Origin of the sequence: Massilia sp. (genome assembly GCF_046293535.1) — a bacterium.
In the GTDB taxonomy this organism is placed as follows: Bacteria; Pseudomonadota; Gammaproteobacteria; order Burkholderiales; family Burkholderiaceae_D; genus Telluria.
Window position 1 is genome coordinate 1 of record NZ_JBKBOV010000069.1, and the last position, 14,989, is coordinate 14,989.

At 68.3% G+C, this 14,989-nt stretch carries 15 protein-coding genes and 1 riboswitch; of the genes, 1 reads left to right on the forward strand and 14 read right to left on the reverse strand.

Annotation, left to right across the window (positions count from 1 at the left end):
• A partial coding sequence (locus ACK4S9_RS22470; protein WP_409730056.1) for a hypothetical protein occupies positions 1-233 on the reverse strand: 233 nt, incomplete at its 3' end.
• Positions 234-305: 72 nt separating this feature from the next.
• Here ACK4S9_RS22470 and ACK4S9_RS22475 point away from each other — a divergent pair.
• Positions 306-1,613 carry a metallophosphoesterase gene (locus ACK4S9_RS22475; RefSeq protein WP_409730058.1) on the forward strand — a complete coding sequence of 436 codons (1,308 nt, stop codon included), beginning with the start codon at positions 306-308 and terminating at the stop codon, positions 1,611-1,613.
• On the opposite strand, the gene ACK4S9_RS22480 is transcribed toward ACK4S9_RS22475, so the two are convergent.
• From ACK4S9_RS22480 to cobT, 13 genes are all read right to left on the reverse strand, one after another.
• Positions 1,607-3,082 (reverse strand): cobyric acid synthase, encoded by a 1,476-nt coding sequence (locus ACK4S9_RS22480; RefSeq protein WP_409730059.1) that lies wholly within the window; start codon positions 3,080-3,082, stop codon positions 1,607-1,609. The genes ACK4S9_RS22475 and ACK4S9_RS22480 overlap by 7 nt on opposite strands.
• Positions 3,079-3,948 carry a cobalamin-binding protein gene (locus ACK4S9_RS22485; RefSeq protein WP_409730061.1) on the reverse strand — a complete coding sequence of 290 codons (870 nt, stop codon included), beginning with the start codon at positions 3,946-3,948 and terminating at the stop codon, positions 3,079-3,081. The genes ACK4S9_RS22480 and ACK4S9_RS22485 overlap by 4 nt, the downstream gene beginning before the upstream one ends.
• Positions 3,945-4,925, reverse strand: a complete 981-nt coding sequence (gene cobD / locus ACK4S9_RS22490) for a threonine-phosphate decarboxylase CobD (protein WP_409730063.1) — start codon at positions 4,923-4,925, stop codon at positions 3,945-3,947. The genes ACK4S9_RS22485 and cobD overlap by 4 nt, the downstream gene beginning before the upstream one ends.
• Positions 4,918-5,856 carry an adenosylcobinamide-phosphate synthase CbiB gene (cbiB, locus tag ACK4S9_RS22495; RefSeq protein ID WP_409730065.1) on the reverse strand — a complete coding sequence of 313 codons (939 nt, stop codon included), beginning with the start codon at positions 5,854-5,856 and terminating at the stop codon, positions 4,918-4,920. The genes cobD and cbiB overlap by 8 nt, the downstream gene beginning before the upstream one ends.
• A complete protein-coding gene (gene cobU / locus ACK4S9_RS22500) occupies positions 5,850-6,410 on the reverse strand; it encodes a bifunctional adenosylcobinamide kinase/adenosylcobinamide-phosphate guanylyltransferase (protein WP_409730067.1) in 561 nt (186 codons plus the stop codon). The genes cbiB and cobU overlap by 7 nt, the downstream gene beginning before the upstream one ends.
• Positions 6,407-7,708, reverse strand: a complete 1,302-nt coding sequence (locus ACK4S9_RS22505) for a cobyrinate a,c-diamide synthase (RefSeq protein ID WP_409730069.1) — start codon at positions 7,706-7,708, stop codon at positions 6,407-6,409. Before ACK4S9_RS22505 ends, cobU begins: the two co-directional genes overlap by 4 nt.
• Entirely contained in the window at positions 7,708-8,334 is a 627-nt protein-coding gene (gene cobO / locus ACK4S9_RS22510; protein WP_409730071.1) for a cob(I)yrinic acid a,c-diamide adenosyltransferase, read from the reverse strand. The genes ACK4S9_RS22505 and cobO overlap by 1 nt, the downstream gene beginning before the upstream one ends.
• Complete coding sequence (locus ACK4S9_RS22515; RefSeq protein WP_409730073.1) at positions 8,331-9,104, reverse strand: ABC transporter ATP-binding protein; 774 nt, start codon at positions 9,102-9,104, stop codon at positions 8,331-8,333. Before ACK4S9_RS22515 ends, cobO begins: the two co-directional genes overlap by 4 nt.
• Before the next feature lies 1 nt (position 9,105).
• Entirely contained in the window at positions 9,106-10,125 is a 1,020-nt protein-coding gene (locus ACK4S9_RS22520) for a FecCD family ABC transporter permease (RefSeq protein WP_409730075.1), read from the reverse strand.
• A gap of 26 nt (positions 10,126-10,151) precedes the next feature.
• Positions 10,152-11,984, reverse strand: coding sequence for a TonB-dependent receptor domain-containing protein (locus ACK4S9_RS22525; RefSeq protein ID WP_409730077.1), 1,833 nt, complete (start codon positions 11,982-11,984; stop codon positions 10,152-10,154).
• 67 nt (positions 11,985-12,051) lie between these two features.
• Positions 12,052-12,285: riboswitch (cobalamin riboswitch) on the reverse strand.
• Between the two features lie 19 nt (positions 12,286-12,304).
• Positions 12,305-12,838 (reverse strand): histidine phosphatase family protein, encoded by a 534-nt coding sequence (locus tag ACK4S9_RS22530; RefSeq protein ID WP_409730079.1) that lies wholly within the window; start codon positions 12,836-12,838, stop codon positions 12,305-12,307.
• Positions 12,839-12,841: 3 nt separating this feature from the next.
• Positions 12,842-13,621 carry an adenosylcobinamide-GDP ribazoletransferase gene (locus ACK4S9_RS22535; protein ID WP_409730081.1) on the reverse strand — a complete coding sequence of 260 codons (780 nt, stop codon included), beginning with the start codon at positions 13,619-13,621 and terminating at the stop codon, positions 12,842-12,844.
• 4 nt (positions 13,622-13,625) lie between these two features.
• Entirely contained in the window at positions 13,626-14,660 is a 1,035-nt protein-coding gene (gene cobT, locus ACK4S9_RS22540; protein ID WP_409730083.1) for a nicotinate-nucleotide--dimethylbenzimidazole phosphoribosyltransferase, read from the reverse strand.
• Between the last annotated feature and the right edge of the window lie 329 nt (positions 14,661-14,989).

Below are 14,989 nucleotides of genomic sequence, written 5' to 3' on the forward strand. Positions count from 1 at the left end.
ACAGGACCGTGAAACGACTTTGCGCCGATGATAGTGCTGCAACCAGTGTGAAAGTAGGTTATCGTCAGGCTAGTTATATGAAAAACCCCACCAGATGATTCTGGTGGGGTTTTTTGCTTTATAGCCAAACCCCGCTGTTCGGATCCGCATTGCGGATCCTCTCTCTGGTGGGGTTTTTTGCTTTGTGCATGCTTTTCATCCTCTCCGCATGTAATGACGAATTTATCGCTCATTGTCATATTTACTTGATCGTTGCAACTATTGCTACGTTACACTTCTTGTTTCTAGATTAATTCGAAATAACAATGAAGAAGACGCGACGCAATCTTTTCCGCGGCATCGGCGCCACGCTCGTCCTGCTCCTTGCCGGGTCGGCCATTGCCTTGTCCAACGCGCGCGTCGAACTGACCGAGAACGGTGCGCACCGGCGTCTCCTGGTGCCGATCGGAATCGGCATGGTGGGTTTCAATACCTTTGCAGGCACCGGCGACAAAGTTCACATACCTGGCTTTCTTGACGGCCCGGTCGTGCGCAGGAAGCTTGACGGCAGCTGGACCGCCACCTGGTTCTGCGAGAACGAAGTGCGGCAACTGGCCGGCTCCGCCGCGGAGCTCGCGATCGACTGCGCGGGAAAGCGCAGTGTCTTCCCGGTCGCGCGCATGCCTGTGGTGGCGGATGCCGTCTTCGATACCCCGTCCGACACGCTCATCCTCAGCGACATCGAAGGCAACCTGCGCTTTCTCGATGCCGCGCTGGAGTCGCTGGCCGTCACCGACGCACAGGGCAACTGGCGTTATGGCGACAAGCATCTCGTGATCGCCGGCGATGCCGTCGACCGCGGCCGCGACGTCTTCGCGGTCCTGTGGCGTCTTTATGCGCTCAGCCTGCAGGCCAGGGATGCCGGCGGCGCCGTCCACCTCGTGCTCGGGAACCATGAACAGTATCTGCTGCGCGGGAACACCTCGCGCGCCAATCGCGACCACCTGTACGCCCTGACGCGCATGGGCGGCCAGCCCGATGCCTTCGGGCCGGACACGCTGATCGGCCATTGGTTGCGCCAGCAACCCGTCATCATCAAGAGCGGGCACACCGTGATCACCCACGGCGGCGTGAACCCCTCGGTGGCCAATGCCGGCTTCACCGTCCATCATCTCAACAGCGCGATGCGGCGTTACTGGTCGGGGGACCTGCCCGGCAAGGCGGAGCTCGACGCCGTGATCGGCCCGGCCGGCCTGACCCAGTACCGCGGGTACCTGGAGGACGGCGAGGAGCGGTTTGCCCGTGCGACGCCGGCCCAGCTCGGCGACGTGCTCGCGCACTTCGGCGCCAGGTCGATCGTCGTCGGGCACACGCTGGTCGAGCGCGTGACGGCGCTCCATGAGGGCAAGGTGTGGGCCATCGACGTCAACAGCAACACGGCGCGGCCCGAAGCGCTCCTGATCCGCAATGGCGAAGCTATCGTGGTGCCGACCGGGGTCGCACGCCAGCTCGGCCAAGAGGGCGGGCGCCGCCTGACCCGCCCCTTCAGCCTGTTCGCAGCGGGCGACCTGGCCATGCTCGAGGAACTGGTGAGGTCGAACTACGCGCTGTCGCGGATTCCCCAGCCTTACTGAGGCCCCGCACCAGTCCTCATGAGCGTCAGCAGGCGCCCGAGGACAGGCGCCGTCGCGTCGGCGATGCGCTCGATGCTCTGTTCGCGTAATAGCGCGGTATCGACCATGTGGCTGGTGTGCAGCCCCGCCCAGGCCAGCAATGCGGCCCCGGCTTCCGGATGATCGAATACCCCGTGCAGGTAGGTACCCAGCACCTGGCCATCGCTGGAACATGCGCCCTCGGCGCGCCCCTCGATCATGAAGGCCGGCCGCGCCAGTGCTGCGCCGCTGGAGACCCCCATGTGGATTTCGTATCCCTGCAGCGCGAACGGGGGGCCGCCCGCCAGGCTTGCCTGACCCCCGACCAGCGCCAGCCGCTTCTCGCGCGCCAGTTCGGTTTCGAGATCGAGCAGTCCCAGCCCTTCCGACACGCCCGGCTCCGCTTCGACCCCGTGCGGGTCGGCGACCGAGCGGCCGAGCATCTGGAAGCCGCCGCAAATCCCGATGACCTTGCCGCCATAGCGCAGGTGCCGCGCCAGTTGCGCGGGCCAGCCCTGCCTTCGCAGCCAGGCGAGATCGCCGCGGGTGTTCTTGCTGCCCGGGAGGATGACGAGGTCCGCCGGCGGCAGCGCCTCGCCGGCGCGCACGAAGCGCAGGTCGACCTCCGGGTGCGCCCGCAGCGCATCGAAGTCGGTATGGTTGCTCATGCGCGGCAGGCTCGGCACCACGATGCGAAAGCTTCCCCGGCCCGATTGCGCCGGCTGCACCGCGTCTTCGGCATCCAGGTACATGCCGTGCAGGTAGGGCAGGACGCCCAGCACCGGCTTGCCGGTCTGCTGCTCGAGCCAGTCGAGACCCGGCTCGAGCAGCTTGACGTCGCCGCGAAAGCGGTTGATGACGAAGCCGATGATCCGCCCGCGCTCCGATTCCGACAGGCAGGCCAGGGTCCCGACGATGTGGGCGAACACGCCGCCGCGGTCGATGTCCGCCACCAGGATGACCGGGCAGTCGACCGCCTCCGCGAACCCCATGTTCGCGATGTCGCGGTCGCGCAGGTTGATCTCGGCCGGACTGCCCGCGCCCTCGACCACCACCGCTTCGTACTGCGACAAGAGCCGCGCATGCGATTCCAGCACGGCCGCCATGGCCACGCTCTTGTACTGGTGGTAGTCGCGCGCGTTCATCTCGGCACGCACGCGGCCGTGGATGATCACCTGGGCCCCGGTGTCGCTCGAGGGCTTGAGCAGGACCGGGTTCATGTCGGTGTGCGGGTCGATGCCGGCGGCGAGCGCCTGCAGGGCCTGGGCGCGTCCGATCTCGCCGCCGTCGCTCGTGACGGCGCTGTTGAGCGCCATGTTCTGCGGCTTGAACGGCGCCACCCGCAGGCCGCGGCGCAGCAACAGCCGGCACAAGGCGGCGACCACGGTGCTCTTGCCGGCATCCGAGGTCGTCCCCTGCACCATCAGGGTAGCGAAGGGCAGGGCGCTCATCGGGTCCGGTGCCGGCGCGCCAGCTCGAGCTTTTCGCACAGCACCGCGGTGCCGGCGATCATGCGCGGACCCGCGCGGTTGAGCAGGTCCCCGTCGACCGTGAACAGGTTGCCCTTGCGGGTGGCCGTCAAGGACGAATACGGCTTCCACAGGTTGACGCCGCCGTAGTTCTTCTCGGCGGTGCCGAACACCGCTTCCGGATCGGCCTGCAGCACGCTCTCGACCGACACGATCGGCGCGGTCACCGTCAGCTTGTCGAAGATGTTCTCGCCGCCGCACAGGCGCAGCGCGTCGGTGACGATATGCCGGCCGCTGAGCGTGTACAGCGGCTTGTCCCACACCTGATAGAAGGCACGCACCGTGGGACGCCCGGCGTAGCGCTCGCGCAGCCCGGCCAGTTGCCGGCGCAGCTCCGCCGCGGCGGAATCCGCCACCGCCTGGGTGCCCATCAGCTGGCCGAGGCGCGCGACGTTGTCCGGAATGCCTTCCAGCTTCTGGGGATCGCTCAGGAACACGGGCACGCCCAGCTTGCGCACGGCCTCGATCTGGCGTTCGGCGTTGTTGTGCATCCAGGCCACGATCAGGTCCGGCTTCATGCTGATGACGCGCTCGAGGTCGATCTCGCGGTTCGAGCCGATGCGCGGGATGCTTTTGGCGGCTTCGGGGTAGTCGCTGTAATTGACCGCGCCGACAATGTGGCTGCCCCCGCCCGCGGCGAACAGCAGCTCGGTGACGTGCGGCGCCATCGAGATCACCCGCAAGGCCGGCTTGTCGAGCGTGACCGCATTGCCCGCGTCGTCATGCACCGTTACCGCGCCCGCCGCCGGCGCAAGCAGCGCTGCTGCCAGAACCACCATCCGTCTCATCGATTGCTCCATGCTTGAAGTGCCTCATCGAGGCGCTGCCATCCCGCTTCGTCCGCCGGCAGGCCGATGCGGATGCCGCGTCCGGCCTCGCGGAACAGGCGGCACCAGATGCCGCGCTGCGCCATGTGCGCGTGGAAGGCCTCGGGGTGCGCCTCTGCCCACCAGTGGAACAGCGGCGTGCCGCCGGCCTGGATGCCGTGCGTCGCCAAGAGGCTGCGCATGCGCCGGCCGGACACCTGCAACTGCGCGAAGGCCTGCCGCTGCCAGTCCAGGTCGCGCAGCGCCTGCCCAGCCACTGCCTGCGCCGGACCGCTGACCGTCCACGGTCCCAGCAAGTCCTCGAGCGAGCGCAGCGTGACGGCGTCGGCGCCGACGAATCCCAGCCGCAACCCTGCCAGCCCGAAGAACTTGCCGACCGAGCGCAGGACGATGAGGCCGGGTTGGCCCGCATGGGCGGCCACGCTCAGCGCCGGATCGGTGTCGCCGAATGCCTCGTCGACCACCAGCCAGCCGCCGCGCCGTCCCAGCCGTGCAGCCCAGGCCAGCAGGCGTTCGGGAGCGATCGTCTCGCCGGTGGGGTTGTTGGGATTGACCACCACCACGACCTCGCTGTCGTCGATCGCGCCGTCCAAATCTTCATGGGAGGCGAGCCGCAACACGTGTCCCTGCTGCAGCCAGGCGTGCGCGTGTTCGGCATACGAAGGGTGTGACACCGTGACCCGCGAGCGTGGACGCAGCCGGGGCAGCGCCTGGATCGCGGCCTGGGTGCCTGCGACCGGCAACAGGGCCGGCGCACCGTAGTAGGCGCAGGCTGCGGCGGCCAGCGCCGGATCCGGCTCGGGCAGGCGGTGCCAGGCATCGGCTGCCAGGGTGGGGGCGGGATAGCCGTGCGGGTTGATGCCGGTCGACAGGTCGATCCAGTCATGCTGTCCGTACAGGCGCGCGGCCTCGCGCAGCTTGCCGCCATGCTCAAGCATGCTGCCTCCACGCCAGGACGGCGGCGGCGGCGGCCACGCCCAGCCAGAGTACGGTGGTCCGTAGAACCAGGCGCCAGGCGCGCACGATGTCCGTCGCGGTGGCGTTCGGCCCCGTGCCGAGCGGCGGACGCTGCTCCAGACGTCCATCGTAGACGGCGGCGCCGCCGAGCGAGACGCCGAGTGCGCCGGCGCCGCTTGCCATGACCGGGCCGGCGTTCGGGCTGCTCCAGGCGGGCGCCTGGGTGCGCCAGCATCGCCAGGCGCGTGCGCGTCCGGCGCCTGCCAACACGACGTAGGACAGCGCGGTCAGCCGCGCCGGCACATAGTTCAGCATGTCGTCGATGCGCGCCGCGGCGCGGCCGAACAGGAAGAAGCGCGCGTTCCGGTAGCCCCACATCGCATCGAGCGTGTTGGCAAGGCGGAACAGGACGGCGCCGGCGCCGCCCGCGACCAGGAACCAGAACAGGGTGCCGAACACCGCATCGTTGCCGTTCTCGAGCAGCGACTCGGCGCCGGCTTTCGCCAGGTCGGTTTCGCCGGCGTCATGCGTGTCGCGGCTGACGATCCACGACGTGCGGGTGCGTGCGCTTGCCAGGTCGCCGGCACGCAGCGCGTCGACGATCGGCATGGCGTGGTCGCGCAGGCTGCGCAGGCCGATGCAGGCATACAAGAGCAGGGCGTGCAGCCACAGGCCGGCATGCTGCACCGCCAGCCAGGCCAGCAGGGTCAAGGGCAGCACGGCCAGCAACCAGGCCAGCAGCCCGCGCACCAAGCGCAGTCCGGCGCGGTTCAGCCGGCGTTCGATCGCTTGCGCCAGCTTGCCGAAGCCGACCAGCGGATGCCAGCGCCGCGGCTCGCCCAGCAGCAGGTCGAGCAGGACACCTGCGGCCAGCAGGCCGGCCAGCTGCGGCAGCGACAGCCCGCTCAGCATGCGGCGCCTTTCAGTATCAGCGGCAGCCCGGCTGCCACGAATACCGCCCGGTCGGCGTGCGCGGCCACGGCCTGGTTGAGCCAGCCCGCTTCGTCGGCAAAGCAGCGCGACACCGCGCCCCACGGCACGATGCCCAGGCCGACTTCGTTGGAGACGAACACGATCTCTCCTTCGGCGCCGGCATCGAGAATATCCAGCAGCGCGGCGCGCTCCTGGTGAAAGCGCTCCGGCAGCGCCACCTCGCCCACGTCGGGCCAGGCGCGGCCGTCGCAGAACATCAGGTTGCTGAGCCAGAGCGTCAGGCAGTCGACCAGTACCAGCCGTTCCGGCCTGCAATGCTTCCTCAGCACGGCCGCCAGTCCCAGTTCTTCTTCGACCGTATGCCAGTGGGCGGGACGCCGGGAGCGGTGCTGGGCAATGCGCGCGGCCATCTCGGCGTCGCCGGCGCGCGCGGTGGCCACATAGACGACTTCCTTGCCGGATGCCCGCGCCAGCCGTTCGGCATAGGCGCTCTTGCCGGAGCGCGCTCCGCCCAGCACCAGGGTAGTGCTCATGTCCGCCCTCCGCCGAGCAGCGCGGCCACGGCCGGCGGGTTGGACGGGAAGTAGGCGTGGAAGTAGGAGGCGGTGAGCGAACCAATGCGGTAGACGGCTTCGCCTTGCGCGCCGTTGCCGGTCTTGACGGTATGCGCCTGCGCCGGCGCCACGGTCTCGAAGCGCGAATAGTGGAAGCTGTGGCCGCGCACCGGTCCCTGCCCGGTCGGCATGGCATGTGCGCCGAGGCCGGCGAGGCGCGGCTGCATGTGCACTTCGCCCGGCAGCAACCCCACCATGGGCCAGCGCTGCCCGCCCTGGTCGGTGAGCCCGTCGGCGAGCACCATCATGCCGCCGCATTCGGCCAGGATCGGCACGCCGCGTGCATGGATCGCACGGATCGACGATTGCCAGTCGGCCGCCTGCGCCAGTTCGGCGCAGTGCAGCTCCGGATAGCCCCCCGGCAGGAAGACGGCGTCCGCATCCATCGGCACCGCTTCGTTCGCGAGTGGCGAGAAATAGCGGAGGCGCGCGCCCATCCTTTCCAGCAGTTCCAGGTTGGCGGGGTAGAGAAAGCAGAAGGCCGCATCGCGGGCAATGGCGACGACCCGTCCGTCCAGCAAACGCTCCACCTCCAGCCACTCGGGAGCGGACTGCGCCATCAATGGCAGGGCGTTCCAGGCATGCTCGTCGAAGCGCAGGCCGTCCGCGAGCTTGTCGAGCAGGGCGTCCAGTCCCTCGACCTCGCCGGGCAGGACCAGGCCCAGGTGGCGTTCCGGCAGCGGCGTGTCCTGGCGTGCCAGCCAGCCGAGCAGCGGGATGTCGCGCAGCGACGCGGCCACCATGTCGGCGTGGCCTTCGCTGGCGATGCGGTTGGCCACCACGCCGGCCAGTTGCACCGGACCATAGTCGCGCAGGCCGCGCGCCACCGCCCCCGCGGTTTGGGCCATGGCCGAGGCGTCGATCACTGCCAGCACGGGCACGCCGAACGCGCGCGCCAGGTCCGCCGCCGAGGGCGAACCGTCGTACAGGCCCATGACGCCCTCGATCAGGATCGCATCGGCTTCGCGCGCCGCGTCGTGCAGGCGGCGCCGGCATTCCTCGAACCCGACCATCCACAGGTCGAGCGTATGCACCGGCGCGCCGGACGCCTGTTCGAGCAGCATCGGATCGATGAAGTCCGGCCCGCACTTGAACACCCGCACGCGCTGGCCCTGGCGCAGCAGCTTGCGCGCCAGCGCGGCGGTGACGCTGGTCTTGCCTTGGCCCGACGACATCGCCGCAACCAGCACGGCGCGCGCCCCCGCATCGCGGTTCATCACCACTCCGTCCCGGCCTGGGCCGCAATGCCCGCCTTGAAGGCGTGCTTGACCACGTTCATCTCTGTGACCGTGTCGGCCACCGCCACCAGTTCAGGCGGCGCCGCGCGGCCGGTCACGACCACGTGCTGCATGACCGGCCGGTCGAGCAGGTCGGCAATCACCGTGTGCACGTCGAGGTACTTGTACTTGAGCGCGATGTTCAGTTCGTCCAGCACCACCATGCCGTAGCCCGGGTCCTGGAGGAAGCGCCTGGCCTGTTCCCAGGCTTCGCCCGCCTTGGCGATGTCGCGTTCGCGGTCCTGGGTTTCCCAGGTATAGCCTTCGCCCATCGCGTGGAAGCTGACCTCGTTGGGGAAGCGGCGCAGGAATTTTTCCTCGCCGGTCGACATGGCGCCCTTGATGAACTGGACCACACCGACCTTCATGCCGTGGCCGAGCGCGCGCGTCAGCATGCCGAAGGCGCTCGAGCTCTTGCCCTTGCCGTTGCCGGTATTGACGATGAGGATGCCGATTTCCTTGTCCGCCGCCGCGATTTTTGCGTCGATGACGGCCTTCTTGCGTTCCATGCGCTGGCGGTGGCGCTCGTTCAATGCAGCAGTCTCTTCTTGGGTCATCTCGTTCATACGCTAGCCTCATGGGGGAGAAAGATGCGGCGGCCGCCGTGCTCGATCATGTCGATCGGGTGGCCGAGGTAGTCGCCCAGCAGCGCCGGTCGCATGATGTCGTCGACCGGGCCGGCCTGCCAGCGGCCGTCGCCCATCAACAGCAGCGCGTGGGTGGAAATGCGGTAGGCGAGGTTCAGGTCGTGGCCGATCATGACCACGGTCTTGCCCTGCTCGCGGCACAGGCCTGCCAGCAGGGCCATGCTGCTGACCTGGTGCGCCAGGTCGAGCGCGTTAGCCGGCTCGTCGAGCAGCAGCAGCGGCGTGTCCTGGGCCAGCAGCGCCGCGATGGCGACCCGCTGGCGCTCGCCGCCGGACAGGGTGCGCACGTCGCGGGCGGCCAGGTCCGCCACTTCCATCGCCTCCAGTGCATGCATGGCGGCCTGGTGGTCGTCGCTGCCTTCCCAGTAGCGGCTGGCGTGGTAGGGATGGCGCGCCGACAGCACGGTCTCGATCACGCTGTACGAAAACGCGTCGTGGCGCGACTGTGCCAGGAAGGCGCGCTGGCGCGCCAGTTCTTCCGGCGCCCAGTCGGCCAGCACCCGGCTGCCGACGAACACCGCGCCGGCATCCGGACGGTGCAGACCGGCCAGCGTGCGCAGCAGCGTGCTCTTGCCGGCGCCGTTGCGGCCGATGATGCTCCAGCATTCGCCGCCCCGAGCGGCCCAGTCGAGCTTGTGCACCAGCAGGCGGCTGCCGGCCTTGAGGTCGAGGTGTTCGGTCCGGATCATCTCACCTCCGCAAACGGTGCAGTTGGTAGAGGAATACCGGGGCGCCGATGATCGCGGTGATCGCGCCGACCGGCAGCTGCTGCGGCGCGATGACGGTGCGTGCCAGCGTGTCGCACAGCACCAGGAAGCTGCCACCCGCCAGCACCGCCGCCGGGATGAGTACCCGGTGGTCGGGACCGAAGGCGAAGCGGCAGGCGTGCGGGACGATCAGTCCGACGAAGCCGACCGAGCCGGCGCTGGTGACGGCGCTGGCCGTCAGCACGCCGGACACAAAAAACAGGCCCTTGCGCAGGCTGCCGACGCGGATCCCGAGCGTGGCCGCCGCTTCCGCATGCAGCGCGACCACGTTCATGGCGCGCGCGTTGCGCAGGGCGTACAGCAGGGCCGCGCCCAGCACCAGCCAGGGCGCCAGGCGCAGCGGCGCGCCGGCCAGGTCGCCGATCATCCAGAAGATCATGCTGCGCAAGCGGCCTTCCGGCGCGATCGACAGCATCAGGGTGACCAGGGCCATGCAAGCCGAGGAGAGGATGACGCCGGTCAGCAGCAGCATCGAGGTGCCGGCTTCGAGCGCCAGGCCGCTGCGCAGGTCGCGCCGGGCCAGCAGGTAGAGCAGCATCGACACCGCCACCGCGCCGGCCAGCGCCGCCATGTCGACCACGATGGCGCTGGCCATCAGGAGCAGGGCCAGCAGGGCGCCCACCGAGGCGCCTGCCGAAATGCCGAGCACGTAAGGGTCGGCCAACGGGTTGCGCAGCAGGGCCTGCATCATCACCCCGGCCAGGGCCAGCGCGCCGCCGGTCACGAAGGCGGTCAGCGCGCGGCCGGCGCGCAGCTCGAGCAGCGAAGCCGCCAGCGAGCTTTCGCCGGACGCCAGCTGGCGCAGCGCGTCCGGCATGTCGGCCAGCGGCACGGCGATCGAGCCCGTCATGCCGGCGAACAGCAGGCTGGCGACGGCGCACAGCAGCAGGGCGCCGATGACGAGCATGGCGCGCCGGCGGTGCGCTTGAGCGGGGTGATGCATGGGTCTCCTTCCCGATGGCGTCCTGGTCAGCGAATGCCGTAGCGCAGGCCGGCGAACCAGGTGCGTCCGCTGGTGCCGTAGTAGCGCGCCAGCTCGTACTGCTTGTCGGCGACGTTGTTCAGGCGGACCAGCAGCGACACGTCGGGCGCCACTTGCCAGCTAGTGTACAGGTTGAGCAGGCCGTAACCACCCAGGCGATTGCGGTTGGCGGCGTCGTCGAAGCGCTCGCCGGAGAGCTGCAGTTCGGCGCCGGCCTTGATCAGGCCCCAGCTGCCGTCGGCGCTGAAACTGGCATGCTTCTTCGAGCGGCGCGCCAGCCGCTTGCCTGTGGTGAGATCCTTCGGATCCTGCCAGTCCAGGCTGCCGCGCAAGTCGATGCCGCTGACGCGCGTCTGGGCCGCCACCGTGACGCCTTCGAGCTGCGCTTCGTTGACGTTGTAGGCGCAGCTGCCGGCGCGCCCCGGGCAGGGCGTGCTTGATACGATCATGTCGGTCAGGCGGTTGCGGAAATACGTGGCGTCGAACTGCACGCCGCCGGCGTCATAGCGCAGGCCGGCTTCGCGGTTGCGGCCCTGTTCCGGACGGTTGGTCGGCAGGCCGTAGTTCGGGAAGTACAGCTCGTTGAAGGTCGGCGCGCGGAAACTGGTGCCGACGCTGGCGGTGGCGCGCAGCCCGTTGCCGAAGTCGTAGCCATAGCCGGCGGCCCCGGTGTTCTTGCTGCCGTAGCTTGATGAGCGGTCGTGGCGGGCGCTGACATCGAACAGGTGGGCGCCGCGCCTGGCCGAATAGACGGCCGCATACGCGTTGGTGGTGCGCGAGCGCGACAGGGCCGCGGTGGCGCTCGATTCCACTTCCTCCTTGCGGTGGCTGTAGAGCAGCTGCAGGGTATCGGGACCGAACGCGATGCTGTTCTGCCAGCTCAGTTCATCCTGCCGGGTGTCGATCTGGCTGGCGCCGGATGGGGCGGCGCTGGTGAAGCTGCCCAGCTTGTCGCTTGAGCTCGCGTACTGCAGGGTGCTGCGCCAGGCGGCGCTGAACTGGCTGGTGGCGTAGACCGCCGCCGTGTTCAGGTCCTGCTCGTTATGGACGTCGTAGGCGGCGCTGCCGCTGTCGTACTGCGCGCGCAGATCGCTGTGCAGGAACTGGGCGCCGACTTCGAACGTCGGGGTCAGCGCGTACGACAGCTGGCCGTTGGCGTTGCGGCGGCGGTAGCCGTCTTCGTCCGGATTGAAGCCGAAGGCGCCCGGCCGCGTGGCGGAGAAGCCGTCCGACTCTTCATGGCCGGCGCCGAAGGCATAGCGCAGGCCCTTGGCCGCGCCGTGCACGCCGGCGTCGAGCTGGCGCGTCGCATTGCTGCCGGCGCCAAGCGAGCCGGTGAAGACCGGACCGCCTTCGCCCTTGCGGGTGAAGATCTGGATCACGCCGCCGATGGCGTCCGCGCCGTACAGGGTGCTGAGCGGGCCGTAGACGATTTCGATGCGTTCGATGGCGCCGAGCGGCACCGCGTTCCAGGCGGCGACGCCGCTGGTGGACGAACCGATGCGCACGCCGTCCAGCAGGACTACGACCGCGTTGCTGTTGGCGCCGCGCAGGAACACGCTGGTCGCGGCGCCGGCGCTGCCGTTGCGGGTGATCTCGATGCCGCGCTGGCGCCGCAGCACGTCGGCCACCGAACCGGCGCCCGAGCGCGCGATCTCGTCGGCATGGATCACGGTGGTGTCGGCTATCACGTCGCCCGCGCGCTGCGGCAAGCGGTTGGCGGTGACGACGACCGAATCGAGGGTTTGGGCGACAGCGGGCGAAACAGATGCAAATGCAAGCGACAGCGCGGCCGCAAGCCGTGTGACAGGAAGGTTCATGAAAAGCTCAATCAAAAGACAACCAGCCGACGTCCCCGTAGGCCAGATTGATCAGAAGCGCGCGCGTGGCACGCTTCCACCTTTTGGCCGGTATCCGGGCTGGCAAGTATGGCCGTCCGACCTTCCCATGCGTTCGCACAGTGGTCATGGAAGACGGTTTGCCGCGTAGCCCGAAGATCGAGCGCGGCACTTGCTTACCGTTGCGGGGGCAGCACACCTTGGCCTTGTTGAAGGGCTTCGTGTTTCCCGTTTAACTGCGGTCGTGAACACGACCGCGAGCACCAAAACGCTGCCATTATACGCAGGCTCGCGCGGCGTTGTCAGTCTTTCAGCACGATGACGTCGCCGTAGCCGATGCGGTGGGGGCTGGAGGCGGCACGCAATGCGGCCTGTTCGATGCTGCCGCCAGTGTGAAGTGCGGACAGCAGGCGGATCGTGCCGGCGTGGCAGATGACGAGGGCGGCAGGGTGCCGCAGCTCCGCGCGAAATGCGGCGACCCGGCGGGCCACGTCAAACACGCTCTCGCCGCCGCCCGGACGGTAGTGCAGCAGGTCGGCGGCCCAGGCGTCGACCTCGGCGCGCGGGATGGCGTCCCATGCGCGCATTTCCCAGGCGCCGAAATCCATCTCGGCCAGGCGCGCATCGAGCCTGACGGGAACGTCGAGTGCGGCGGCAAGCGTCGCGCACCGTAGAAGTGGGCTGGCATAGACGGGCAAGCCCCCTGGCAGGCCAGCCGTGCGCAAACTGGCGGCGACCTGCGCAATTGCTTCGATAGACGTCGAGATGTCGGTACTGCCGTAGCAGACGCCGGGCGCGACCTCCGGTTGCGGATGGCGAACCAGGACCAGCTGCATCGCTTATGCGAGGACGCCGAGGCCGAGCGTACCCAGCACGGCGAGATAGATGAGGACTTCGGCCAGTTGCTGCACGGCGCCGAGGCAGTCGCCGGTATAGCCGCCAATGCGGCGCGCGAACTTGCGGGCCAGCCACCAGGTCGCCGCGACGCTGGCGGCCATCGCGGCAAGCAGCGCGCGCAGGTCGAGCGCACTTGTCGCGAGCAGGATGGCGGCGGCGATGGCGACCGTGGCGGATGCGATGGCGAATTCCGCCGTGCTCATGCGTTCGGCCAGCGGCTTGGCCTTGCCTTCGGCGCGCGCATATTCCATGCGCCAGATGAGGGACGTGGCCGCAAGGCGCGATAGCGGATGGGCGAGCAGCAGCGCGCCAATGGCGCTGCCTGGTGGCAGCATCGCCAGTGCGGTGCATTTCGCTCCGAGCATGCCCACGACACCGATGGCGCCGTAGGCCCCGATCCGCGAATCCTGCATGATCGCGAGCACGCGTTCGCGCGTCATCCCGCCGCCCAGGCCATCGCAGGCGTCGGCGAAGCCGTCTTCGTGAAAGGCCCCGGTGGCATAGATCGTCGCTGCGGTCGAGAGCACCGCGGCGACCGCAGCGGGAAACACCAGTGCAGCGGCGGCGTATACGCCGGCGGCAATCGTACCCACCACGATGCCGACCAGCGGGAAGTAGCGCGAGGCATGATGCAGCCACTCCTGCTCGAAGCCGACCCAGCGCGGGATCGGCAGGCGCGTGAAGAACTGGACCGCGATGAAGAACAGGCGCAGCTGCTGCATGGTGTTACTGCGCGCCGGTGCTGACCTGCGCCGATGCGAAGGTCGCCATCTCGTTCAGGAAGTTGGCGGCCGCGTGCAGCAGGGGCAGGGCGAGCGCGCTGCCGGTGCCTTCGCCCAGGCGCAGGCCGAGTTGCAGCAGCGGCTGTGCGCCGAGCGCCTCGAGCATCAGGCGGTGGCCGTTTTCGCTCGACGCGTGGGCAAACACGCAGTAGTCGAGGATGGCCGGCTGCAGGCGGCTTGCCACCAGCAGCGCGCTGGTGACGATGAAGCCGTCGATCAGCAGCACTTTGCGCAACGCGGCCGCTTGCAGCATCGCGCCGCTCATCATGGCGATCTCGAAGCCGCCGAAGGTGGCCAGTATGTCGAGCGGATCGACGGCGCCGGCATGTTTTCGCACAGCGGCCGCGATGACCTGCTGCTTGCGCTGGACGCCTTCCGGCGGCAAGCCCGTACCGGCGCCGACGCAGTGTTCGAGCGGCAGGCCGGTCAGCTTGTGCATGATGGCCGCGGCGGCGGTCGTGTTACCGATGCCCATTTCGCCGAAACCCACGACGGTGCCGGGCAGGTCGCGCGCCAATGCCATCCCGCGCTCCAGCGCGGCTTCCAGCTGCTGGCGCGTCATCGCGGGCTCGAGGGCGAAGTTGCGGGTGCCTTTCGCAAGCTTGTGGTCGAGCAGGCCGGGGCGCGCGCCGAAGTCGTGGTTGACGCCCGCGTCGACCACGTGCAGCGCACAGTTGTTCTGTCGGGCGAACACATTGATGGCAGCGCCGTCAGCCAGGAAATTCTCCACCATTTGCCAGGTCACGTCCTGCGGGTAGGCCGACACGCCCTCCGCCACCACGCCATGGTCGCCGGCAAATACCAGGATCGCCGGATGCGCGATGCGCACGGCCGTCGAACGCTGGATCAGTCCGAGCTGGGCGGCCAGGGTTTCGAGCCGGCCAAGGCTGCCGAGCGGCTTGGTCTTGTTGTTGACGGCGTCGAGGAGGGCTTGCGACAGGGCCGCATCGGCAGTTGGCGTGATGTGAGGGAGTTGCATTGCCGGGAAGATAAGGTGGAAAAAACGCGACGATAACATAGTCGCAGGCGTTGTCAGTCCCGCCGCGCTTTGCTATAGTCTTGGTCTTCCGGCGCACATCGCAGCTTTCAAAGCAGCGACAGCGAAAGAAGAAAAGAGGGGCTTGACGATAAACGCAGAACACCGCATAATCTCGCTTCTCTGCTGCTGACGAACACAACGCTTCGTAGCGATAGCAGAACAGAACAACGGTTCTTTAACAATCAACAGTCGATAAGTGTGGGCGTTTGATGAAGGTGCCGCTGGCTTCGGTCAGTGATTACTTAAATTATCAAATGTTCACAAAAAAG

Bases quoted from the DNA above. Each gene is read 5' to 3' on its own strand.
- cobU (WP_409730067.1), bottom strand. From the start codon at position 6,410: ATGAGCACTACCCTGGTGCTGGGCGGAGCGCGCTCCGGCAAGAGCGCC.
- ACK4S9_RS22475 (WP_409730058.1), top strand. From the start codon at position 306: ATGAAGAAGACGCGACGCAATCTTTTCCGCGGCATCGGCGCCACGCTC.
- cobO (WP_409730071.1), bottom strand. From the start codon at position 8,334: ATGAACGAGATGACCCAAGAAGAGACTGCTGCATTGAACGAGCGCCAC.
- cobD (WP_409730063.1), bottom strand. From the start codon at position 4,925: ATGCTTGAGCATGGCGGCAAGCTGCGCGAGGCCGCGCGCCTGTACGGA.
- ACK4S9_RS22515 (WP_409730073.1), bottom strand. From the start codon at position 9,104: ATGATCCGGACCGAACACCTCGACCTCAAGGCCGGCAGCCGCCTGCTG.
- ACK4S9_RS22520 (WP_409730075.1), bottom strand. From the start codon at position 10,125: ATGCATCACCCCGCTCAAGCGCACCGCCGGCGCGCCATGCTCGTCATC.
- ACK4S9_RS22485 (WP_409730061.1), bottom strand. From the start codon at position 3,948: ATGAGACGGATGGTGGTTCTGGCAGCAGCGCTGCTTGCGCCGGCGGCG.
- ACK4S9_RS22525 (WP_409730077.1), bottom strand. From the start codon at position 11,984: ATGAACCTTCCTGTCACACGGCTTGCGGCCGCGCTGTCGCTTGCATTT.
- ACK4S9_RS22530 (WP_409730079.1), bottom strand. From the start codon at position 12,838: ATGCAGCTGGTCCTGGTTCGCCATCCGCAACCGGAGGTCGCGCCCGGC.
- cbiB (WP_409730065.1), bottom strand. From the start codon at position 5,856: ATGCTGAGCGGGCTGTCGCTGCCGCAGCTGGCCGGCCTGCTGGCCGCA.
- ACK4S9_RS22505 (WP_409730069.1), bottom strand. From the start codon at position 7,708: ATGAACCGCGATGCGGGGGCGCGCGCCGTGCTGGTTGCGGCGATGTCG.
- cobT (WP_409730083.1), bottom strand. From the start codon at position 14,660: ATGCAACTCCCTCACATCACGCCAACTGCCGATGCGGCCCTGTCGCAA.
- ACK4S9_RS22535 (WP_409730081.1), bottom strand. From the start codon at position 13,621: ATGCAGCAGCTGCGCCTGTTCTTCATCGCGGTCCAGTTCTTCACGCGC.
- ACK4S9_RS22480 (WP_409730059.1), bottom strand. From the start codon at position 3,082: ATGAGCGCCCTGCCCTTCGCTACCCTGATGGTGCAGGGGACGACCTCG.